24 protein-coding genes are annotated in these 22,029 nt (G+C 65.0%); 9 read left to right on the forward strand and 15 right to left on the reverse strand.

Translation table 11 applies throughout. The annotated features are described in order from the left end of the window. Nucleotides 1–78: 78 nt before the first annotated feature. Both WDO72_03535 and WDO72_03540 read right to left on the reverse strand, forming a co-directional pair. Nucleotides 79–504 carry a hypothetical protein gene (locus WDO72_03535; GenBank protein MEJ0084725.1) on the reverse strand — a complete coding sequence of 142 codons (426 nt, stop codon included), beginning with the start codon at nt 502–504 and terminating at the stop codon, nt 79–81. Continuing rightward, nucleotides 501–1,184 carry an RNA polymerase sigma factor gene (locus tag WDO72_03540; protein ID MEJ0084726.1) on the reverse strand — a complete coding sequence of 228 codons (684 nt, stop codon included), beginning with the start codon at nt 1,182–1,184 and terminating at the stop codon, nt 501–503. Before WDO72_03540 ends, WDO72_03535 begins: the two co-directional genes overlap by 4 nt. Nucleotides 1,185–1,248: 64 nt before the next feature. Here WDO72_03540 and WDO72_03545 point away from each other — a divergent pair, with 64 nt between their 5' ends. After that, nucleotides 1,249–1,671 (forward strand): hypothetical protein, encoded by a 423-nt coding sequence (locus WDO72_03545; protein ID MEJ0084727.1) that lies wholly within the window; start codon nt 1,249–1,251, stop codon nt 1,669–1,671. Between the two features lie 69 nt (nt 1,672–1,740). Here the strand turns inward: WDO72_03545 and WDO72_03550 are convergent, their stop codons facing one another. From WDO72_03550 to WDO72_03560, 3 genes are read right to left on the reverse strand one after another with little or no spacing between them, the layout of a single operon-like run. Then, nucleotides 1,741–2,325 carry a DUF3501 family protein gene (locus tag WDO72_03550; protein MEJ0084728.1) on the reverse strand — a complete coding sequence of 195 codons (585 nt, stop codon included), beginning with the start codon at nt 2,323–2,325 and terminating at the stop codon, nt 1,741–1,743. Nucleotides 2,326–2,332: 7 nt separating this feature from the next. After that, complete coding sequence (locus WDO72_03555) at nt 2,333–3,697, reverse strand: heterodisulfide reductase-related iron-sulfur binding cluster (GenBank protein MEJ0084729.1); 1,365 nt, start codon at nt 3,695–3,697, stop codon at nt 2,333–2,335. A 14-nt stretch (nt 3,698–3,711) separates the two neighbouring features. Next, complete coding sequence (locus WDO72_03560; GenBank protein ID MEJ0084730.1) at nt 3,712–4,125, reverse strand: rubrerythrin family protein; 414 nt, start codon at nt 4,123–4,125, stop codon at nt 3,712–3,714. A 170-nt stretch (nt 4,126–4,295) separates the two neighbouring features. On the opposite strand from WDO72_03560, the gene WDO72_03565 reads away from it, so the two are divergent. The 7 genes from WDO72_03565 (at nt 4,296) to WDO72_03595 (ending at nt 12,115) form a co-directional block, all read left to right on the forward strand. Then, nucleotides 4,296–4,580 carry an exodeoxyribonuclease VII small subunit gene (locus WDO72_03565; GenBank protein MEJ0084731.1) on the forward strand — a complete coding sequence of 95 codons (285 nt, stop codon included), beginning with the start codon at nt 4,296–4,298 and terminating at the stop codon, nt 4,578–4,580. Beyond that, nucleotides 4,564–5,490, forward strand: a complete 927-nt coding sequence (locus WDO72_03570; GenBank protein ID MEJ0084732.1) for a farnesyl diphosphate synthase — start codon at nt 4,564–4,566, stop codon at nt 5,488–5,490. The genes WDO72_03565 and WDO72_03570 overlap by 17 nt, the downstream gene beginning before the upstream one ends. A gap of 46 nt (nt 5,491–5,536) precedes the next feature. After that, the gene (dxs, locus tag WDO72_03575; GenBank protein MEJ0084733.1) at nt 5,537–7,435 is read left to right on the forward strand and encodes a 1-deoxy-D-xylulose-5-phosphate synthase; all 1,899 of its coding nucleotides are present in this window, start codon (nt 5,537–5,539) and stop codon (nt 7,433–7,435) included. A 127-nt stretch (nt 7,436–7,562) separates the two neighbouring features. Continuing rightward, nucleotides 7,563–8,390: a GTP cyclohydrolase FolE2 gene (gene folE2, locus WDO72_03580; GenBank protein ID MEJ0084734.1), complete on the forward strand. Its 828-nt coding sequence runs from the start codon at nt 7,563–7,565 to the stop codon at nt 8,388–8,390. Nucleotides 8,391–8,645: 255 nt separating this feature from the next. Continuing rightward, a complete protein-coding gene (locus WDO72_03585) occupies nt 8,646–9,311 on the forward strand; it encodes a methylamine utilization protein (GenBank protein ID MEJ0084735.1) in 666 nt (221 codons plus the stop codon). Then, complete coding sequence (locus WDO72_03590; protein MEJ0084736.1) at nt 9,299–10,522, forward strand: hypothetical protein; 1,224 nt, start codon at nt 9,299–9,301, stop codon at nt 10,520–10,522. The genes WDO72_03585 and WDO72_03590 overlap by 13 nt, the downstream gene beginning before the upstream one ends. A gap of 153 nt (nt 10,523–10,675) precedes the next feature. Then, the gene (locus WDO72_03595; protein MEJ0084737.1) at nt 10,676–12,115 is read left to right on the forward strand and encodes an aldehyde dehydrogenase family protein; all 1,440 of its coding nucleotides are present in this window, start codon (nt 10,676–10,678) and stop codon (nt 12,113–12,115) included. Here the strand turns inward: WDO72_03595 and WDO72_03600 are convergent. Next, a complete protein-coding gene (locus WDO72_03600) occupies nt 12,096–12,794 on the reverse strand; it encodes a M24 family metallopeptidase (GenBank protein ID MEJ0084738.1) in 699 nt (232 codons plus the stop codon). The two genes, WDO72_03595 and WDO72_03600, sit on opposite strands and share 20 nt — an antisense overlap. A gap of 148 nt (nt 12,795–12,942) precedes the next feature. Here WDO72_03600 and modA point away from each other — a divergent pair, with 148 nt between their 5' ends. Further along, nucleotides 12,943–13,725 (forward strand): molybdate ABC transporter substrate-binding protein, encoded by a 783-nt coding sequence (modA, locus tag WDO72_03605; protein MEJ0084739.1) that lies wholly within the window; start codon nt 12,943–12,945, stop codon nt 13,723–13,725. A 24-nt stretch (nt 13,726–13,749) separates the two neighbouring features. On the opposite strand, the gene WDO72_03610 is transcribed toward modA, so the two are convergent. The 9 genes from WDO72_03610 to glyA form a co-directional block, all read right to left on the reverse strand. Continuing rightward, a complete protein-coding gene (locus WDO72_03610; protein MEJ0084740.1) occupies nt 13,750–15,078 on the reverse strand; it encodes a serine/threonine-protein kinase in 1,329 nt (442 codons plus the stop codon). A 151-nt stretch (nt 15,079–15,229) separates the two neighbouring features. Continuing rightward, nucleotides 15,230–16,201: a thiamine-phosphate kinase gene (thiL, locus tag WDO72_03615; protein ID MEJ0084741.1), complete on the reverse strand. Its 972-nt coding sequence runs from the start codon at nt 16,199–16,201 to the stop codon at nt 15,230–15,232. Between the two features lie 22 nt (nt 16,202–16,223). Next, nucleotides 16,224–16,667 (reverse strand): transcription antitermination factor NusB, encoded by a 444-nt coding sequence (gene nusB, locus WDO72_03620; protein ID MEJ0084742.1) that lies wholly within the window; start codon nt 16,665–16,667, stop codon nt 16,224–16,226. Continuing rightward, nucleotides 16,667–17,224 (reverse strand): 6,7-dimethyl-8-ribityllumazine synthase, encoded by a 558-nt coding sequence (ribH, locus tag WDO72_03625; protein MEJ0084743.1) that lies wholly within the window; start codon nt 17,222–17,224, stop codon nt 16,667–16,669. The genes nusB and ribH overlap by 1 nt, the downstream gene beginning before the upstream one ends. Nucleotides 17,225–17,255: 31 nt before the next feature. After that, entirely contained in the window at nt 17,256–18,365 is a 1,110-nt protein-coding gene (gene ribBA, locus WDO72_03630) for a bifunctional 3,4-dihydroxy-2-butanone-4-phosphate synthase/GTP cyclohydrolase II (protein MEJ0084744.1), read from the reverse strand. Next, complete coding sequence (locus tag WDO72_03635) at nt 18,362–18,973, reverse strand: riboflavin synthase (protein ID MEJ0084745.1); 612 nt, start codon at nt 18,971–18,973, stop codon at nt 18,362–18,364. The genes ribBA and WDO72_03635 overlap by 4 nt, the downstream gene beginning before the upstream one ends. Nucleotides 18,974–18,988: 15 nt before the next feature. Beyond that, the gene (ribD, locus tag WDO72_03640) at nt 18,989–20,110 is read right to left on the reverse strand and encodes a bifunctional diaminohydroxyphosphoribosylaminopyrimidine deaminase/5-amino-6-(5-phosphoribosylamino)uracil reductase RibD (GenBank protein ID MEJ0084746.1); all 1,122 of its coding nucleotides are present in this window, start codon (nt 20,108–20,110) and stop codon (nt 18,989–18,991) included. Next, entirely contained in the window at nt 20,103–20,639 is a 537-nt protein-coding gene (gene nrdR, locus WDO72_03645) for a transcriptional regulator NrdR (protein ID MEJ0084747.1), read from the reverse strand. Before nrdR ends, ribD begins: the two co-directional genes overlap by 8 nt. Before the next feature lie 32 nt (nt 20,640–20,671). After that, nucleotides 20,672–21,928: a serine hydroxymethyltransferase gene (gene glyA, locus WDO72_03650; GenBank protein MEJ0084748.1), complete on the reverse strand. Its 1,257-nt coding sequence runs from the start codon at nt 21,926–21,928 to the stop codon at nt 20,672–20,674. Nucleotides 21,929–22,029: the final 101 nt, after the last annotated feature.

Below are 22,029 nucleotides of genomic sequence, written 5' to 3' on the forward strand. Positions count from 1 at the left end.
GCACAGCCTGTCAGAGCCGCGCGGCGCGCAGTCTACCAGCGAATGCCCGCTCCGGAGAGGCGGGCATTGGGCCGATTTTCAGGAAAACTGAGCGCGCAGTCTGCGGCCAAACGAGGTGAGCGCGACGGCAAAGGTCAGCACGACGAACGTCAGGACGTATCCAACGCCGGTCATTGCCTGCATCAGGAATTCTTGCGAGAGCGCGGGCATCTCGAATTTCAGCCCGGGATTGACGCCGCCGAACGCGCGTAATCCGAAGTAGATCGCGAGGATCAGTGCGACCGTGGTTCCGACGGCATTGCTGACGAACATCCAGCGCGACAGGTTCGCGATGCGCGCGCGCCCAGGTTCGACACTTGCGCCGGCGGGATTGGTGGCCGCGGCTTCCTCTGCTTCGATGCGCGACCACACGGCCGCGTCGAACCGGCCGTCGATTTTTGGCGCTGCGATTTGAGTGGCAAGTGCGCGGTCGAGCCGCGCTTCGATTTCCAGTTTGCGATTCATGAGTCCAACTCCACCTCGCCGGCCAGTGCCGCGAGTTTCTTGCGACCGCGATGAAGCAATGCTTTGACTGTACCCGTGGGTATCGACAGAAGCTCGCCGACTTCCTCACAACTTCGATCTTCCAGGTAGAAGAGGACCACGACCCGGCGATACGGTTCCGGCAGCTGTTCGAGAAGCTTGGCGACGTCGTATTCGGCTGCCGCCTGTCCGGAGGACTCCACGCTCCCGGCGCCGCGTCCGAACACCGTTGGATCGCTGTCGTCATCGGAGAATTCCGTGAAATCCTCCAGCGGGACCATGCGACGCTCGCGCCCGACCGCGGTCAGGCAGGTGTTGCGTGCAATCGTGTACAGCCAGGTGGACAGGGCGGCGCGGCCGTCGAATTTGGGAAGCGCCTGCCACACCTTGACGAAGGTGGTCTGCGCGAGATCTTCGGCCAGGGCCGGATCGCGCACGATCGACACCGCCAGATACATGATCTTCTGCCGGTAGCGGTCCATGAGCCCTTCCAGCACGGCGCGTTTGTCGCCACGGCGCAAAGCCGCGAGCAGATCCGCGTCGCGCTCCATCGCCGCCGTCGGGGGCGGCGGTTGCGGCGTGGCCCCACCCGGCTTCATGTTTATGGCTGCCTGCACCTGCTTGATACTGCGCAGGCGTATAGCGGGTTGCAGTGCCGCCATGCAACCGGAATCCGGGCTGCCGGGTATCAAGGGCGTTCACAACGCACATTGAAGGAAACTGATCATGGATCCCGCACTTATTGCCGTTTCGATCCCCATCGTCGCCATCGTCAGCGGAATCGGCATCGGCATGTTGTCGATCTGGTCGGAACACAAACGCAAAGCGCAGCTTCTCGAACAGCTTCACCGGGAACGGATGATGGCGCTCGACAAGGGTGTGGAACCCCCCGCAATCGCCCCGGGATTGGTGGGCTTTCTGAACGACAAGGTGTCCCGGCCGGCTTTGCCGCCGAGCGCCATGTGGCCGAAAGCCATGCGCAACGGACTCGTGTTGTTGTTCGGCGGCATCGTTCTGTACTACGCCATCGACCATGCCGGCGGCGAACCCGGCGCCCCATTTGCGCTGATTCCGGCCGCCATCGGCATAGCGAACCTCGTGTATGCCGCGGTGCTGTGGAATCAGCACCAGGCGCAGCCGAAGATCTGACGATGGGATCAGGGTGCCGGGTGGGGAAAGTGGGGAAAGCGGCTTTCCCCACTTTCCCCACCCGGCACCCTAATCGAGGTCGGCGAGCAGTGCGGAACGCACGTGGTCGCTGGCCGGATCGAGGCGGTGCTGATAGTTAGGGTGGTCGATGCCGATGGACAATGCGGCGCCGCCCTTGAGTCCGGCGACCATCGTCGCGGTGAGCTCGAAGCGCAGGAAGTGCACCGCCGAGGTCTTCACCTCGTTCTCGCGTTCGAGGTCCTCGTCGGCGATCGCGAACAGCTTCTCGCAGCCCGCGACCTGCACCCAGCAGCGATCCTCGACTCCCTTCAACTTCTCGAGCTGAACGCGACGGATTTCCGGATCGGTGTATTCGATGAGGAACGTGGCTTTCCAGTTGCTGCCGTCGGGAATCAGCGGGTTGTAGGCGGCCAGTTCATCGGCGATTCCTTCCACCTCGAAGATGCGTTCGGTGCGCAACATCTCCTGCACCTGGTATTGCACCGTGAGGCGGTCCTCGAACAGCCACATGGTGTTCGGGCCGACGCTCACCTGCCGGTGCTTCTTGTGCGCCATCACGCGCACGCGGAAGTCGGCACGATCGCGCGAGTACCGTTCGAGCGACCACAAATCGGCGGGAGCGAGTTTCTTCATCGGGTAGCTAGAGACCGTAGGCCTTGCGCACCAGCGTCATCGGGTGTTCAGGCTGGCGCTGTGCCTCGCCGGATTCCGGCGGCGTGAGGCCGCTTTCGATCTGGTGGCCCGCCATCGGGCAGTCGCTGGAGTAGTGATCGGCCTGCGCCGCCTGCACCCGGGACACCACGGGTTTGCCGATCTTGACCGACGCGGCGCGATATTCCTTCTTCACGGCATAGGTGCCGTTGTGCCCGGAACAACGCTCGATGATATCCACCGTGGTATCCGGCACGAGCTTGAGCACGTCGCGCGTCTTCAGGCCGATGTTCTGCACGCGCAGGTGACACGGGACGTGGTAGCTGACCTTGCCCAGCTTGGTCGTGAAATCGGTACGCAGCAGGCCGGCCTTGTGCCGCAGCATGAGGTATTCGAAAGGATCGAAGATGCGCGCCTTGACGGCCTGCACGTCGACGTCAGCGGGGAACATCAGCGGCAGCTCCTGCTTGAACATGAGCACGCAGGACGGAATCGGCGCGACGATGTCGTACCCGTCGTCGATCAACGCCTTCAGCTGCGGAATGTTGAAATTCTTGTACTTTTCGACCGTCTCGAGATCGCCCAGCTCGAGCTTGGGCATGCCGCAGCATTTTTCCTTGCCGACGACCTTCACCGCGATGCCGTTGTGCTCGAACACGGCAGTCAGGTCTTCCGGAAGATGCGGTTCGTTGCGGTCGCCATAACAAGTGACGAACAGCGCGACCTTGCCGCGCGTGGTTTCCGTCGCCTTCACCTCGGTGACCTTGCCCGCGAGTCTGCGCGCGCGTTTGCTGCCGGTGTTCGAATGGAATTTCGGAATCGGCGCAGTCGCGGCCACACCCAGCGTGGCCTCGAGCAGTTTGCGCCCGGCCTTCGTGCCGTTGACCGCGTTCACGATCTCGGCCACCACCGGAATGCCGGCGATGCTGCCGAGTCCGCGCGTGTTCGACAGTAGTTTGTCGCGCACGCTGTGTTCGCCGTTGCGATGCTGATGATGCTTGGCGCGCAACATCAGGTGCGGGAAGTCGACGTTCCACGGATGCGGCGGAACGTACGGACACTTGGTCATGAAACACATGTCACACAGGTAACAGTGATCGACCACGTCCCAGTAGACCTTCTTGTCCACGCCGTCGAGCTCGAGCGTCGGCGACGCATCGATCGCGTCGAACAAGGTCGGGAATGAATTGCACAGGCTGAAGCAGCGGCGACAGCCATGGCAGATGTCGAAAACCCGCTCGAGCTCTTTTTCGAGCGCGGCCGGGTCGTTGAACTCGGCACTCCGCCAGTCGAGCGGATGACGCGAGGGAGCCTGCAGGCTCCCCTCGCGTATGCCGGTTTCAGTGGCGCTCATGGGACGCGCGCTAGTTAGATGGAGTCGAGCGCCTTCTGGAAACGATTGGCATGAGAACGCTCGGCCTTCGCCAGCGTTTCGAACCAGTCGGCGATTTCGGAGAAACCTTCTTCGCGCGCGGCTTTCGCCATGCCGGGGTACATGTCGCTGTACTCGTGCGTCTCGCCGGCGATCGCCGCCTTGAGATTCATCTTGGTTTCGCCGATCGGCAGACCCGTGGCCGGATCCCCCACCGACTCCAGATATTCGAGGTGACCATGCGCGTGGCCGGTCTCACCTTCCGCGGTCGATCGGAACACGGTGGAAACGTCGTTGTAACCTTCGACGTCCGCCTTGGCTGCGAAATACAGGTAACGGCGATTCGCCTGCGACTCGCCGGCGAATGCGTCCTTCAGATTCTTTTCCGTCTTGCTGCCTTTCAGGTTCACGGCTCTCTCCTTACCTATGACCAATGGGAATGGCTCTCATTTAGACTTGTTCTAAGAGTGGCGCGAACTCTACGACCCCTCGTGAGCACGCGTCAATCGGGAAGCAACGACTCGGCGCGCGGCGGCATCTGCCGTTGCCCAACCGCCGTCCGACGTTTAACGTCGCGCGCGTGAAACCAAACCCGCAGAAGAAAGACTCCCAGAAGCCGGCTTCGTCGCCGGATTTCGAACAGTCGCTGACCGAACTCGAAGCGCTCGTGACGAAACTCGAGCAGGGCGACGTCCCGCTTGAAGACGCACTCAAGACTTTCGAACGTGGCGTCGCGCTGACGCGTCAATGTCAGACCGCGCTGCGCACCGCCCAGCAAAAAGTCGAAGTGCTGCTGGCGCGCAACGGTGAGGAAACGCTCGAGCCGTTTGCCGATCCGGACGACGAAGATGAAGACGGGCGCTGAGGCGAAGCCGCCCGCGCCGCAAAACTTTCTCGCCGCGCGGGTCCCTGTCTACCAACAACGCATCGAAGGCGTTCTAGCGCGCGCGCTCGACATCGATGGCGGGGCGACGCCGCGGCTGCTCGAAGCGATGCGTTACAGCACGCTGGCCGGCGGCAAACGGGTTCGCCCGGTGCTGGTGTACGCCACCGGTGAAGCGCTCGGCGCCTCGCTGGAATTGCTCGACAGCGCCGCCGCGGCGGTCGAATTGATCCACGTCTACAGCCTGGTGCACGACGATCTGCCGGCGATGGACGACGACGATCTGCGCCGCGGACGCCCGACCTGCCATCGCGCGTTCGACGAAGCCACGGCCATCCTCACCGGCGACGCGCTGCAGGCGCGCGCCTTCGAAGTCCTGACGCAGGCTCCGGCGCAGATTGCCGCCGCAGCACGCCTGGAAATGCTGCGCGTGTTGGCCGACGCGATCGGCACCCGCGGCATGGCCGGCGGCCAGGCGATCGACCTGGAAGCCGTCAAACAGCCGATGGACGAAACCGCACTCGAACGCATGCATCGGCAAAAGACCGGCGCCCTCATCCAGGCGAGCGTATTGCTCGGCGCCATTTCCGCCGGATGCCAGGACGTACCGCAACGCACTGCGCTGGCGGAATTCGGCGCGGAGATCGGCCTCGCGTTCCAGATCCAGGATGACATCCTCGACGTCGAAGGCACGACCGCGACGCTCGGCAAACGCGCCGGTGCGGATGCGGACCTCATCAAACCGACCTATCCGTCCGTGCTCGGTCTCGAGACCGCGCGCGCGCGCGCGCAATCGCGCCGCGATCGCGCCGTTGCGGCGCTCGAACCGCTGGGCGAACGCTTCGCGCCGTTGCGCGAGTTTGCGCATTTTCTCGTGGCGCGCGTCAGCTGAACGATTTGGGTCTCTCGACACGCACCGCGTGTAAACTTGCGCCGCGATGACCAATGTCTCAGAGACATTCCCCCTCCTGAATACGGTGAATCTGCCCGCCGATCTGCGTTCGCTCGCGGAAAACCAGCTCGGCGAAGTGTGCAAGGAGCTGCGCGAATACCTGATCCGCAGCGTCGCGACGCGCGGCGGACATTTCGCCGCGGGGCTCGGAACGGTCGAGCTCACCGTCGCGCTGCACTACGTTTTCGATACTCCGCGGGATCGCCTCGTCTGGGACGTGGGCCACCAGGCCTATCCTCACAAGGTATTGACCGGGCGCCGCGACCAGCTCGACACCATCAAACAAAGCGGCGGGCTCGCGCCGTTCCCCTCGCGCGCGGAGAGCGAGTACGACACGTTCGGCGTCGGTCATTCGAGCACCTCGATCAGCGCGGCGCTCGGCATGGCGGTCGCGGCCGAGCTCAACGAAGACGACCGCAAGGTGGTCGCGATCATCGGCGACGGCGCCATCACCGCGGGCATGGCCTGGGAGGCGCTGCTCAATGCCGGCGCCCGCAAGACCAACCTGCTCGTGATCCTCAACGACAACGACATGTCGATCTCGGAAAACGTCGGCGCGCTGTCCAACTACTTCACCAAGATCCTGTCCGGCCGCATGTATTCGACGCTGCGTGCCGGCGGCAAGAAGTTGCTGAAACCCATGCCGACGATGTGGGAACTCGCGCGCCGCTCCGAGGAAATGATGAAGGGCATGGTATTGCCCGGCACCATCTTCGAAGAACTCGGATTCAATTACCTCGGCCCGATGGACGGTCACGACATCAAGGAGCTGATTACCACACTGCGCAATACGCGCGCGCTCAAGGGCCCGCAGCTGCTGCACGTGGTCACGCGCAAGGGCAAGGGTTACGACCCGGCCGAAAAGGACCCGATCAAGTGGCATGGCCCGGGTCCGTTCGACCCGGCGACCGGCACCATCTTCAAGGAAAAGGCGGCCGGCCCCACCTACTCGCAGATCTTCGGCCAGTGGCTGTGCGAAATGGCCGCGCTCGATCCGCGCATCGTCGGCATCACTCCGGCCATGCGCGAAGGCTCCGGAATGGTCGAGTACTCGAAGAAATTTCCGCAGCGTTATTTCGACGTGGCGATTGCCGAGCAACACGCGGTCACCTTTGCGGCCGGCCTCGCCTGCGAAGGCTTCAAGCCCGTGGTGGCTATCTACTCCACGTTCCTGCAGCGGGCTTATGACCAGCTGATCCACGACGTGGCGCTGCAAAACCTGCCGGTGGTGTTCGCGCTCGATCGCGCCGGCCTGGTCGGCGGCGACGGCGCCACACACCAGGGCAGTTACGACCATTCGTTCCTGCGTTGCATTCCGAATCTCACCGTCATGGCGCCCGCCGACGAGAACGAGTGCCGGCAGATGTTGTACACCGCGACCACGCTCGCCGGCCCCGCCGCCGTGCGTTATCCGCGCGGCCTGGGGCCGGGGGTACCGCTCGTCGCGGAGATGGCCGCGCTCCCGATCGGCAAGGCCGAGATCCGCCACGAAGGCCACAGCGGTCTGCTGATCCTCGCGTTTGGCGCATTGGTGAAATCCGCGCAAATCATCGGCGAGCGGCTCGACGCCACCGTCGTGAACATGCGATTCGTGAAACCGCTGGACGAAGAACTCGTGTTGCGCCTCGCGGCCCGGCATCGCGCCTTGATCACGATCGAAGAAAACGCCATCGCAGGCGGTGCCGGTTCGGCGGTGCTCGAACTGCTGGCGAATTGCTCGAACAGTTTGCCCACGCTCACGCTCGGCATCCCCGACCGCTTCGTCGAGCACGGCTCGCGCGAGGACTGCCTCGTCGAGGCGGAGCTCGATCAGGCGAGCCTCAATGCCGCCATCGAACGCTGGTGGACCCCGCAGAGCGAGGGAAGAGCGCGGTCGGGGACATAAAGCAGCCCCGAAGTTCAAAAAATCGGGGCCGCGAGCCGGAACAACCCCTCCCTTCTCCCATTTGAGGGGTTGAACGATCCACGAAAGCCCGCAAACTGTGCGGGCTTTATCCACTCAGGCATTTCAAATGAAACCCGCCGTCGCTCCCCAGCCCCGCGTTCTGACCGTCGAAGACGTGCAGAGCCGCGCCGACACACGCCAGATTCCGATCAACCAGGTCGGCATCAAGGACATCAATCATCCGGTCAAGGTGAAAGACCGTTCCGCCGGCGAGCAGCACACGGTGGCGAACTTCAACATGTACGTGAACCTGCCGCACAACTTCAAGGGCACACACATGTCGCGGTTCGTCGAGATCCTGCATCGCGAACGCGAGATCTCGGTGGAATCCTTCGGCAGCCTGCTGGCGGAGATGACCGACCGCCTCGAAGCGGATTCCGGCCACATCGAAATGACGTTCCCCTACTTCGTCATGAAGAAGGCGCCGGTGTCGGGCGTGGAAAGCTACATGGACTACCGCGCCAGCCTCGTGGGCCGGCGCGTCAAGGGCACGACGGAAATGTGGGTGAAGGTGGTCGTTCCGGTGACGAGCCTGTGCCCGTGCTCGAAGAAGATTTCCGAACGCGGCGCCCACAATCAGCGTTCGCACATCACGATCAACGCCCGGCTGCGCGAACACATGTGGATCGAGGAGCTGATCGAGATCGCGGAGAGCGAGGCTTCGTGCGAGTTGTACGGCATCCTCAAGCGCCCCGATGAGAAATACGTGACCGAACGCGCCTACGACAACCCCAAGTTCGTCGAAGACATGGTGCGCGACGTGGCGGTGCGGCTCAACGACGAGCCGCGCATCGCGGCGTACGTGGTGGAGTCTGAGAACTTCGAGTCGATCCACAATCACTCCGCCTATGCGCAGATCCAGCGCAACAAGGACGCGGACGGCCAGGACGCGTAGTTAGGCTCGTCCGCGGCACGCGCCCTGGCACACCCGCGCCTCCCGGCGAGGGTCCGGAGTCACGGCTCGCTTCTCCTCCCGCGTCAATTTCAGAACCGGCTCCAACGCGCCACGAAGTGCGAACGGCGTCACAAATCGCTGTGGGACAGTCGTGCCGCCTGACGGTGCGAGACGTGGGTTCCGGATTCCGCGGGTGACATAAGGTGCAATGCCGCAACTCGCGCGGTGTGTGCGCGAGGCGGGTCAGGGAACGAAATGTCGCGCAGGAATAAATCGCCGGGAGGTTGCGGGCTGTCCGCGGTCGTATGGACCGCGCTCGTTTTGTGCGCGCCCGTATTCGGCGCGCCGCTGACCGTCACCGTTCTCAAACGCGATGGCACGCCGCTTCCCGGTGCGGTGGTGAGCGCGGAAGCGGAGTCGCCGCTGCTGCCGCCGGCGGCGCCGGTCAAGGGGATCATGGACCAGGTCGACCTGACCTTCGTGCCGGACGTGCTGGTGATTCCCGTGCACTCCACCGTGCAATTTCCAAATAGCGACGCCATCAGCCACCAGGTCTATTCGTTCTCGAACGCGCGGTCGTTCCAGCTGCCGTTGTACCGCGGCAAGCCCTATCCACCCGTTTCGTTCGATCAGCCCGGCGTCGTGACGCTGGGCTGCAATATCCACGACAACATGTTGTCGTACATCATCGTGACGGCCGCGCCGTTCTTCGGCCGTACCGACCGACAAGGCGAATGGACGGCGGCCGATGTGCCGCAGGGCCGCTACCGGTTGCGCATCTGGCACCCGTTGCTCAACGAACCGCGCGACGTGGAACGCGTCATCGAGACCGGGGCCGACCGCACGCCCATTCAGTTCCGGCTCGCGAAGGCCCTCAAGCCCGCGCCGCTCAACGGCCGGCCGCACTCATGGGACTACTGAGCAACAAGGCGCTGCTGGTGGCGGGCGCGCTCGCCCTGGGCTGTAGCGCACACGCGGCGCAGTGGGAGCTGTCGCTCGACTTGCGCGCGGTGAGTTCGGACGGACGCGACTCGTTCCTCGACAATGGCCAGGGCAAGCTGCGCTACGACGCCGATCATGAGGGTATCCAGCTGGGCAGGCTGCGCGCCGCGCTCGATCAGCCGCTCGGCGAGGTGTTCTCGGCGCACGTCGAGGCCTCGATGTGGGATCTCGACGACAAGAATCCCGTCGACCTCACCGAAATTTTCCTCGAATACCGGCCCTATCCACGCGCCGGCATCCGGACCCGCGTGCGCCTCGGCGCATTCTATCCACCGCTGTCGCTCGAGAATCGCGCGCGTGGTTGGGAAACGCCCTACACGATCACACCGTCGGCGATCAGCAGCTGGATCGGCGAGGAGATCCGTACCGTCGGCATCGAAGGCCAGCTCGAGTGGTTAGGCACGCGCACGGGGCACGATTTCGACCTGCAGCTGACCGCCGCCGTGTTCGGCTGGAACGATCCGGCCGGCACGATGCTGAGCGCCCACGGCTTCACGTTTCACGACCGTCAGACCACATTGTTCGGCCGCGTCGGCGCGCCGCAGGACGACCCCGAGCTCGCCAAGAAAGAGCTGTTTCACGAAATCGACCACCGTCCCGGTTACTACGTGGGCGCGCAGGCGCGCTACCGCGATCGCGCGATCCTCGAAGTTCTGCACTACGACAACCGCGCGGACCCGCGGGTCGCCGCGCCCGCCATCCGCGACTTCGCCTGGGACACGCAATTCGATGCCGCCGCGTTGCGCATCGAGACATCCAGCGACTGGACCGTGCTGCTGCAGGCCCTCGACGGACGCACGGTCATCGTGCCGTACACCTGGCTCACCTGGGATTTCGATTCGCAGTCGGCTTTGATCGCGCGCCGGTTCGGCGCCCACATGATCACCGCGCGCTACGATCGCTTTGCGGTGAATTTCGAAGACGGCCCGGACAAGGCCGCAAGCGACGCTGGCCATGCGTGGGCGTTGGCATATTCATACGAACATGGCGATCGCTGGCGCTTCGCGCTCGAATGGCTGCGCGTGCGCAGCGATGTGCCGGCTCGCGAGGCCGCACTGGGTGAGCCCGCCCTCGCTACCGAATCGAAGCTCGAATTGTCGGCGCGATACTCGCTCGGCGGCCGCTTCTAGGCCGGAGCCTCTTCGGCGGTCGCCCCGCCGTGTTTTCATTCGCCCTTTCTTTCGCTGACAGTCGAGTTGGCGGGATTCACGGTCGTATATTGGACGCCGCCCGCAGCCCCACCCTTCCCGCCAACCCCATTCCTGGCGAACGGAGAAACTTCCATGAGCGCGAACCCCAAGTCGGTTGAAATCGAACTGGTCCCTTTCAAACTGCTCATCAATGGCAAACTAGTTCCGGGTGCGACCTCGACCGGCGTCATCAATCCGGCAACCGGGAAATCGTTCGTGTCCTGTCCGCGCGCTGACGTCGCGCAGCTGAACGAAGCGGTCGCCGCTGCGAAGGGCGCGTTCCCGGCCTGGTCGCGCAAATCCTGGGAAGAACGCCGCCGCCTGCTGCTGGCGCTGGCCGACGCGTTGACCAAACGGTCGGATGAATTCGCCGCGCTGCTGACGCAGGAACAGGGCAAGCCGTTCATGCAGGCGCAGTTCGAGATGGGCGGCGCGATCGCGATGATCCACGCCTTCGCGGAAATGCAGATCGTGCCGAAGGTATTGAAGGAAGACGCGACGCAGAAGATCGTGTTGAACCGCGCGCCGCTCGGCGTCGTCGCCGCGATCACGCCGTGGAATTTCCCGATGATCCTGCTGATGATCAAGGTGGCGCCCGCCTTGCTGGCCGGCAACACCGTGGTCGCCAAGCCCGCGCCCACCACGCCGCTGACTACCCTCAAGTTCGGCGAGCTCGCGGCATCGATCCTGCCGCCCGGTGTGCTCAATGTCATCGCCGATCAGAACGACCTGGGCGGCCTCCTCACCCAGCATCCGGATGTTGCCAAGGTCGCGTTCACCGGCTCGACAGCCACCGGCCGCAAGGTGATGGCCAGCGTCGCCAGCACGCTGAAACGCATCACGCTCGAACTCGGCGGCAACGATGCAGCCATCGTCCTGCCCGGCACGAACATCAAGGATGTCGCGCCGAAGATCTTCATGGGCGCGATGATCAACGCGGGCCAGGTGTGCCTCGCGATCAAGCGCGTGTATGCGCACGAATCGCAGTACGACGAGCTGTGCAGCGAATTGGCGAAGCTCGCGCAGGACGCGACGGTGGGCGACGGCATGAATCCGCAGACACAGATCGGCCCGATCCAGAACAAGATGCAGTACGAGAAGGTGAAGGAGTTCATCGCCGACGCCCATGCGCGCGGCAAGGTCATCGCCGGCGGCAAGGCGCTCGAGGGCGACGGCTACTTCATCGCGCCGACCATCGTGCGCGACATCCCCGACGACGCGCGCCTGGTGCGCGAGGAACAATTCGGACCCATAACCCCGGTCATGAAATATTCCGATGTGGATGACGCCATCGCGCGCGCCAACGGCACGGAATATGGCTTGGGCGGCACGGTCTGGGGCGCCGATCTCGCACGCGCCTATGACGTGGCTTCGAAGATGGATTCGGGCACGGTGTGGGTCAACAAACATCTCGACCTGCCGCCGGACGTGCCGTTCGTCGGCGCCAAACAATCCGGTATGGGCGCGGAGATGGGCCTCGAGGGCCTGGAAGAATTCACCCAGCCGAAGGTGATCAACCTGTCGAAGGTGTGAGCGGCACCGTCTCGAGCAACAGGTCTTCGTAGAACGCGCCGAACGGGCGCTCGGGATGCCGTATCTGCATCTCGAGCACCCACAGGTCCGACGTCGGCGTGAATCCGGTGGCGGCGAGACTGCCCGAGTGGTGCGCCTTGTGCGGGAAGTCGCCGATGCGATGCCCGGCGACTTTGAGATTGAGCAGCCAGCCGAGCTCGCGCGCCTGCGCTGCCGCGAATTCGTAGAGTGCCGCTCCGCTCGATGACTCCGTGCGCCACTGGGCCTGAACGCGGTCGAACAGCAAATGGACGTCCCGCCTGGCGCGATGCATCTCCGCATCGTTGCCGACGACGAAGGTGTCGCCGCCGTCGCCTTCCCATTTCTCCCACACCGGGCCGATGTCGAGGTAGAAGATGTCGTTCTGCGCGAGCACCACTCCCGGCTCGGACGCGTCGTAGTAATCGAGCAGCGTATTGCGGCCGAAGCGCACATGGACCGCGTGCCAGCCGCGCAGCAGCCCGCGCTGCTTGAGCGTGGCTTTCGCCGCTGCCACGCCTTCCTCCTCTCTCATGCCGGGCCGGATCTGGCGCGCGATCTCGTCGATCGCGTCGAACGTCAGCCGGCGCGCGACGTACATCTGCTCGCGGTCGTATGCGAGCCCGACTCGCTCCGCGCCTGCCTGTTCGTTCGATACCATGACGTTTCCTGCCGTTCGTCGTGCCGGCAAGGATATAACGAGCGCGACATCAATCGACACTCGCAGTGTTCACGGGTATACAGCGTGCAGTGCCATGGCCGCAGCGCCAGCGCACGCCCACTTCCACGACCTTACGGAGCAGGCTCACATGAATTTCCCGACGCATCGCTGGCGCAACTTGTTCGCGGCAGCCCTGATCGCATTCGCAAGCCTCGCGCACGCCGAGGACAAGAAGCCTGAACTACTGGTATTCGCGGCTGCGTCCCTCACCAATGTGCTCGGCGAGCTGTCGCCGGCCTGGGAAAAGAGCTCGGGCGTCACGGTAAAACTGTCGTTCGCGGCGAGCTCCGTGCTCGCGCGGCAGATCGAGGCCGGTGGCAAGGCCGATGTGTTCGTCTCCGCCGACCAGGAATGGATGGACTATCTACAGTCGCGCGACCTGCTCGACAAAGCCTCGCGCCGCAATCTGGTGGGCAACCGTCTCGTCCTGATCGCACCGGCCGACAGCAAGATCGAGCTCAAGATCGCGCCGGGCTTCAAGCTGGCGGCGGCGCTCGGCGAGGGCCGCCTCGCCACGGGCGATCCCGATACCGTACCGGTGGGCCGCTATGCCCGCTCCGCGCTCACCGCTCTCGGCGTCTGGGACGAGGTCCAGGACAAACTGGTGCGCGCCGACAATGTGCGCAGCGCCATGATGTTCGTCGCGCGCGGCGAGGTGCCACTCGGGATCGTCTACACGACGGACGCGCTGGTCGATTCGAAGGTTCGCGTCGTCGACACCTTCCCCGAAACCAGCCACGCCGCCATCACCTACCCCGGCACCGTGACGAAGGGCGCGAGCCCGCAGGCCGCCGATTACCTGAAGTTCCTTGGCGGTCCGGACGCACGCGCGACCTGGCAGAAGTTCGGCTTTCTGGAGATCAACAAATGATCGGCGGCGCGAGTGCGCGCCGCGCTACTGGGGGGGTTGTTCCGTGCCCTGGAGGCGCGCGATCAACGCGCGCAGGAACACGCGGTTGAACCGCAGCTGGCAGGCGGCCGACACCTGCTCGAGCAGAGTCGAGCTCACGCGTAATACGGACACGGTGGTCTCTGCCTTGATGGTCGCGGTGCGGCGCGCGCCGCGCACGTAGCTCGTTTCGCCGAAACAGTCGCCGCTCTCGATGGCGCCCAGCGTCCGGCCGTGCCGTTCCACCAGGCAGCGGCCGTTGACGAGAATGTAGAAGCGGTCGTCCATCTCGCCTTCCTTGACGATCTCTTCGCCCGCCGGGTAATCCTGAATGGCGCTGGCGCGCAGCACTTCCCAGATTTCGGCGTGTGAAAAGTCATGGAAGAAACGCAGGCGACGCAACACGTCGAACTGTTCCTGCTGGTCGATGCGGGCGTTCTGTTCGCGCAGGCGCTGGTGCACGCGCGTGAGCTCGGCGGCGAAATCGGAGCCCGACTTCTGGCGCTTGTCGGGGCTCTTGAGCATCGCCTGCGCAACGATAGCTTCGAGCTCCTCGGGAATGTCCTTGCGCTGCGTATGGATCGGCGGCGGCGTGGCATAGACGATCTGATGCAGAAGTTTGACCAGGTTGCCGGCGCGGAACGGGCGGATGCCGGTCAGCAGTTCATACATCACGGCGCCGAGTGAATAGAGGTCCGAATGGTGGGTGAGCTCGAGGCTCTGCACCTGTTCGGGCGACATGTACGAGGGCGAGCCCGCGATACCTTCGATGCGCGAGATCTCGGAGTCCGCCACCAGCGCGATGCCGAAGTCGATGATGCGCACGTCGGAATCCTGCGTGAGCATGATGTTCGACGGCTTGATGTCGCGATGGATCACGCCGCGCGTATGCGCGTAGTGCAGCGCCTTGGCGCACTTGAACATGATCTCGACGACGTCGTCGACGCGCAGCAGGTTGTCAGGCCGGCAGTACGCCGAGAGAGTGCGCGCGCCGTGCACGTGTTCGGTGACGATGTAGCAGCGGCCGTTTTCTTCGCCCGCGTCGTAGATCGGCATGATGTGCGGGTGCTGCAACATGCCGACCATGTGCGCTTCCGACAGGAACATCTTGCGGGCGATCTTCGCCCGCTCGTCGGTCGGATCCTGGTCCATGTTGTAGACCTTGATCGCGACGTCCCGTCCGTAATACGAATCGTGCGAGAGGTAGACGGTACCGGTGGAGCCCCGGCCGACCTCGTTGATGATTACATATTTACCGATGCGATCCGGAACGCGGTTTTCCAGGATCTTGGCAGCCTGCGCGTCGGGTCCGGTCTTGGTGGCTTGCAGCGACATCTTTGACGGCGTAAGCAATGCGCCGGCACGAGTGTCCTCGTACCGCCGCCTTCCCAGTAATTCAGGTGAAGGCAGAATACGGCCGCATCGCGGCAGGGGCTGTGACCCGTATCGCGGATCACCGGTGGCATTTCAACGACTCGGCGAAGTCCTACTTCGCGAAATGATCGAAACCGGCGCCCGAGAACTGGGTCACAGCGCCGCGCCTGAAAACCCTGACGCCGTTTCCGGACACGAGGCTGCCGATTCTCGTCACCGGCCCTAATCCTTGCGCTATCGCCGTCGTCATGGCACCCAGGCGCGCGAGCGGAACGCAGAACAGCAATTCGTAGTCGTCGCCACCGGTGAGCGCATATTCGCGCGCCGATTCGCGCCCCACCGCGCCTAGCAACGATTCGGATACGGGCAGCGCCGCCGCATCGACTTCCGCGCCGCAACCGCTTGCGGCGCAGAGCTTCTCGAGATCGCCGCCGAGGCCGTCCGACACGTCGATACAGGCGCTGGCGAGACCCCGCAGGGCCACACCCACTTCGCAGCGCGGTGTCGGAAACAGGAAGCGGTCGCGCAGGATCTGGGCCGACATCGGGTCGGCGACGTGCAGGCGGCCCTGTTCGAGCGCCAGCCCGGCGGCGGCATCTCCTGGCGAACCGGTAACGAATACGGCATCGCCGGGTTGTCCGCCCTTGCGTTCGAGAGCCACGCCGATCGGCACGATGCCGATGACCGTCACCGTAATAGTTAGAGGCCCGCGCGTCGTGTCGCCGCCGACCAGCGCCACGCCGTGGCGCCGGCACAGGTCGCCCGCGGCGCGCGCGAATTGCGACAGCCACGCTTCATCCGGCCGCGGCAGGCTCAACGCCAGCAATGCCCAGGCGGGCTCGGCGCCCATGGCCGCGATGTCGGAGAGATTGACCGCGAACGCCCGGTGGCCGATGGAAATCGCCGGCGACCCCGGCGGAAAGTGCACGCCTTCGACGAGGGTGTCCGTGACCGCCACCAGCTCGCGCGATGCAGGTGGCAACAGCACCGCGCCGTCATCGCCCACGCCGATGCGCACGTCGGCGCGCTCGGCTCCCAGCCGCGCGAAGTATTTACCGATGAGTTCGAACTCAGACTGGGCCATGGGTGCCCCGGGAAACTACTGGCTAGTGCTCGTGTGGGCGCAGCTCTTTCGCGGCCGCGTCCAGCACCGCGTTGACGAACTTGTGGCTGTCGGTCGCGCCGAAACGCTTCGCCAACCCGACCGCCTCGTTGATCACCACCCGGTACGGCACATCGGGCGCCGATTTCAATTCATGCGCACCGACCCATAACACCGCGCGCTCCACCGGATCGAGCTCGGCGGGTTTGCGATCCATCCAGGCCGACAGCGCCGTGTCGAGCACTTCGCTGCCGCCGCAGATCTCGGTGACCAGCTGGTTGAAGTAGCCACGATCGGCCTTGTGCATGTCTTCGTCGACGGCGAACTCGTTCACCACGTCCTGCCAGGGCGTGTTGTTGAGCTGCCAGCGGTACAGCGCCTGCATCGCGAGTTTGCGGGCCACCGCGCGGCGAATCGATGCCGGACTGATGCCGCTGCCGCGCGCCATCAGCGACGCCCCTTTGCGGATTTCGCCCGTTTTTTCGCCGGCTTCTTTTTCGCGGCACGCGCGGGCGCGGCGCGCGAACGCCACGGCGCGAACTGCGCGAGTAGTTCGATCATCTCGAGCGCCGCTTCGAGCGACTCGCCGCCCTTGTTCATGCGGTCGACCGAGGCGCGCTCCTCGGCCTGCGCCTGGGTCTCGGTCGTCAGTACGCCGAAGATGACCGGTACGCCGGTGGCAAGCCCCGCGTCCATAAGGCCGCGCGCGCATTCGCCGGCGACGTATTCGAAATGCGGTGTGTCGCCGCGGATCACGGTGCCGAGCGCGATCACCGCCTGGTACTCGCCGCAGGCTGCGAATTTGAGCGCCGCCAGCGGCAGCTCGAACGCGCCGGGGACGCGCTGCACGATGAGATTCGAGCTGTCGCCGCCGTGTTTGCGCCACGCGCCGGTCGCGCCATCGATGAGCTGGTCGACGAGCGCGGCGTTGAAACGCGCGGCCACGATGGCGACGCGCCACGGGCTGGCGTCGAAACTCTGCGGGGTTGCCTGCGATCCGGTCATGGGCGCGGGAGTATACGCGGTAGGCTGCGGATCATTCGGCCACGTAGCCGGTGATCTCGAGGCCGAAAGCCGCGAGGCCCTGCAACTGCTTGGGCGTCGACAACACCTGCATACGCGTCACGCCCAGGTCCTTGAGGATCTGCGCGCCGATACCGTAGGTACGCAGCACCTGCGGCGCCACCTGGGCACTGGCGGAATGCTCCGTGCGCGCGCCGAGCGCCGCCACCGCATCCGCCAGTTCGCGCGGTGTGGTGTGATCGCGCAGCACGATGACGATGCCCGTGCCCACCTCCGCAATGCGTTGCATCGCCTCGCGCAGCGTCCAGGTGCGGCCCACGCCGCGCACGCCCACCAGGTCCGACAAGGTATCGATGGGATGCACGCGCACCAGCGGCGAGTGCGTGGTCTCGATCGAACCGCGCACCAGCGCCAGGTGCACCTCGCGATGCACGTGGTCTTCGTAGGCTAACAACTTGAACTGGCCGAACTCGGTTTCCACCTGCTGCTCGGCGATGCGCTCGACGGAGCGTTCCTGGCGCAGCCGATGCCGGATGAGGTCGGCGATCGTGCCGATCTTGAGGCCGTGCCGGGCGGCGAAGGATTCGAGATCTGGGCGGCGCGCCATCGTGCCGTCGTCGTTCATGATTTCGACGATGACGGATGAAGCGTCGAGGCCGGCGAGGCGTGCCAGGTCGCAGCCCGCCTCGGTATGTCCCGCGCGTGTGAGCACCCCACCCGGCTGCGCCATCACGGGAAAGATGTGGCCCGGCTGACGCAGATCTTCGGGACGCGCATTCGGATTCACAGCAGCAAGCACGGTCTGCGCCCGGTCGTGCGCGGAAATGCCCGTGGTGATGCCCTCCGCCGCCTCGATCGACAACGTGAAGTTGGTGCGGTGTTCGCGATGCGTCTCGCTCACCATGAGCGGCAGGCGCAGCTGGCGGCAACGCTCGGCGGTCAACGTGAGGCAGATGAGGCCGCGCCCGAAGCGCGCCATGAAATTGATGTCCTCGGGCCGCACTTTTTCGGCGGCCATGATGAGGTCGCCTTCGTTTTCGCGGTCTTCGTCATCCATGATGACGACCATGCGTCCCGCCGCGAGGTCGGCGAGGATTTCTTCGATGCTGTTCAGGGGTTTCACGCGGGCTCCGTATTCAGACGCTCTACGTAGCGCGCCAGCAGATCGATTTCGAGGTTGAGACGTGCGCCGGGCGCCAAGGCCCCGAGCGTGGTCGCCGCGAGTGTATGCGGAATCAGGTTGATCGAAAAACCGGTCCCCTGCACTTCGTTCACGGTGAGGCTCACGCCGTCGAGCGTCACCGAGCCCTTGCGCGCGATGTACCGCGCCAGTGGCCGCGGCGCCGACAGCTCGACCCGCAGCGACCGGGCATCCGCGGCGGTAGTTAGCACCTCCGCCAGGCCATCGACATGCCCCGAAACCCAGTGGCCGCCGAGACTGTCGCCGGCCCGCAGGCTGGGCTCGAGGTTGACGCGGGCGCCGGCGGTCTTGGCGCCGAGCGTGGTCACGCGCAGCGTTTCCCCCGACACGTCGGCGAAGAACACGTCGCTGCCGAGTTCGGCCACGGTGAGACAGACGCCGTCCACGGATATGCTGGCGCCCAGCTCCAGGCGATCGCGCGCGATCCGGCCGAAGGAAATCTCCATGCGCCGGTCGGTTACTCCGGCCGCGCCCTCGCGGGGAGTGCTGCGCCGGACCTCGCCGATCTCCTGCACGATACCTGTGAACATCTGGACGCTGATTCCTTACTTCTTACCGTCGGCCTGCTCGAGCGGCCGCAAACGCAGCCGCAGGTCCGTGCCGACGGTCTGTGTCTCGAACAGATCGAACTGCGGCGCGGCGTCGAGTTTCGTGAGCCGCGCCAGCGTGGCCAGCGGCCGCGCATCGCGCCCCAGCAGCTTGGGCGCGAGATACACCAGCCACTCGTCGACCAGGCCCGCCGACAACAGCGCGCCCGACAGGCGCGGGCCGGCCTCGACCAGGACTTCGTTGATCTCGAGCTCCGCCAGCCGCGCGAACACCCTGGCGAGATCGAGCTGGTTACGCGTGGCACGCAGCCGTTCGACCCGGGCATTGCCTAACTTCTCGCCCTCCACCGCCGCGCGCCGCGTCTTGGTGGCCGCCGCGAACACCAGCGCCTCGCCGGGCAGCGCCAGGATCTTCGCGTTGGGACGCACGCGGCGGCGGCGATCGAGCACCACGCGCAACGGCTGGCGCTCCACCGTATCGAGCCGCACGTCGAGACGCGGATCGTCGGCCAGCACGGTCGACGCGCTGGTCAAGGTGGCGCCGGACAAGGCACGCCAGTGCTGCACGTCCTGCCGCGCTGCCTGGCCCGTGATCCACTTGCTGGCGCCGTTGGCGAGCGCGGTGCGGCCATCGAGGCTGGCGGCGGATTTCAGGCGCACGAACGGCCGCCCGTGACGCATACGCATGAGGAACCCGGCATTGAGCTCTTCGGCTTCGGCGGCCAGCAGGCCGGATTGCACGATGATGCCGGCTTCCTTCAACCGCTTCGCGCCGCCGCCATTCACGCGTGGGTTCGGATCGCCGATGGCGTAGACGACGCGGCGTACGCCGGCCGCCAGCAACACATCCACGCAGGGCGGCGTGCGGCCGTGATGGCTGCAGGGCTCGAGTGTCACGTAGGCGGTCGCGCCGCGCGCGCGGTCGCCCGCGGCGCGAATCGCGATCGGCTCGGCGTGCGCTTCACCCGCGCGCTCATGCCAGCCTTCACCGACGATTTCCTCATCGCGCGCCAGCACCGCGCCGACGCGCGGATTCGGCTGCGTGGTGTACAGGCCGCGCGCGGCCAGCTCGAGGGCGCGGCGCATGGCGGCATCGTCGAACGCGCTGAACTTACTCATGCCCTTTTCCCTTCTTCTGCTTCGACGCGGTTTCGCCGGGCAACAACGACAGCTGGCCCTCGCTCGGCACCTTGCCGCGCCGATGGCGCAATCTATCTACTTCATCGCGGAACGCCTCGACATCCTGGAAGTGCCGGTACACCGAGGCATAACGCACGTATGCGACCTCGTCGAGCTTGTGCAGTTCTTCCATCACGATCTCGCCGATCTGGCGCGAGGTGACCTCGCGTTCGCCGAGGCCGCGCAGCTTGCGCGTGACGTGACCGACGGCTTCTTCCACCGATTCGCGCGATACGGGGCGTTTCTCCAAGGCCTTGTGCAGGCCATTGCGCAGTTTGTTCTCATCGAAGGGCACGCGGCTCTGGTCGTTCTTGACGACCAGCGGCATCACGAGTTCTGCGGTTTCGAAGGTGGTGAAGCGCTCGCCGCAGGCCAGGCACTCGCGGCGCCGCCGGATCTGCGAGCCTTCCGCCGCCAGCCGCGAATCGTTGACCTTGGTGTCGTCGTGCGCGCAGAAGGGACAGTGCATGGCCTGCCTCTATTGCTACGCAACGGCCCCGCTCAGGGGCCGTAAACCGGGTAACGCCGGCACAGCTCCGCAGCCGTTACGCGCGCCTTTTCGATGGCGGCATCGCTGCCGTTGGCGTCGAGCACGTCGGCGACCAGGTCGGCGATCTGCTCGAACTCGCGCTCCTTGAAACCGCGCGTCGTGCCCGCGGGTGAGCCGATGCGGATGCCGCTGGTGACCATGGGCGGGCGCGGATCGTTGGGCACCGCGTTCTTGTTGACCGTGATGTGCGCCTTGCCGAGCGCGGCGTCCGCTTCCTTGCCGTTGATCTGCTTGTCGGAAAGATCCAGCAGGAACAGGTGATTGTCGGTGCCGCCGGAGACGATCTTGAAATTGCGCTGCTGCAGGCGCGCGGCGGTCGCGCGCGCATTCGCCACCACTTGTTTCTGGTATTCCTTGAACTCGGGCTGCAGGGCCTCGAGGAACGCCACGGCCTTCGCAGCGATCACGTGCATCAGCGGGCCGCCCTGGGTGCCGGGGAACACCAGCGAGTTCAGTTTCTTGGTGATCGCGTCATTGGCGCGCGCCAGGATCAGGCCACCGCGCGGTCCACGCAGCGTCTTGTGCGTGGTCGTCGTGACCACGTCGGCGTACGGGATCGGATCCGGATACAGGCCCGCGGCCACCAGGCCCGCGACGTGCGCCATGTCGACGAACAGATAGGCGCCGACCGAATCGGCGATCTCGCGGAATTTCTTGAAGTCGAGGTAACGCGAGTAGGCGGAGAAACCCGCGACGATCATTTTGGGCTTTTCCGCCAGCGCCTGCGCCGCGAGCGCGTCGTAGTCGATCTCGCCGTTGTCGGGGCGGATGCCGTACTGCACTGCGCGGAACAGCTTGCCGGAGAAATTCACCTTGGCGCCGTGTGTGAGATGGCCGCCGTGGTCGAGGCTCATGCCGAGAATGGTGTCGCCCGGCTGGATCAGCGCGAGATAAGCGGCGGCATTTGCCTGGCTGCCGGAGTGCGGCTGGACGTTCGCGTAGTCGGCACCGAAGAGTTTCTTCGCCCGCTCGATGGCAAGCGTTTCCGCGATGTCGACGAATTCGCAACCGCCGTAATAACGCTTGCCCGGATAACCTTCGGCGTACTTGTTCGTCAGCACCGAACCCTGAGCTTCGAGCACCCGCGGGCTGACGTAGTTTTCCGAGGCGATCAGCTCGATGTGATCTTCCTGGCGCTGCCGTTCGTTGTTGAGGGCGCTCTCGAGCTCGGGGTCAAAGCCGCCGATGGTCATCGCAGTACGAAACATTGCTTGGGTCTCGCGGGTCGGGCATCCGGGGGCCGCGAATTGTACTGGAAGGGATGAGATGGTGCCGGGTGAGGAAAGTGGGGAAAAGGAGCCGGGATTTG

It is taken from the genome of Pseudomonadota bacterium (assembly GCA_037200975.1).
Lineage (GTDB): Bacteria > Pseudomonadota > Gammaproteobacteria > Steroidobacterales > Steroidobacteraceae > CADEED01.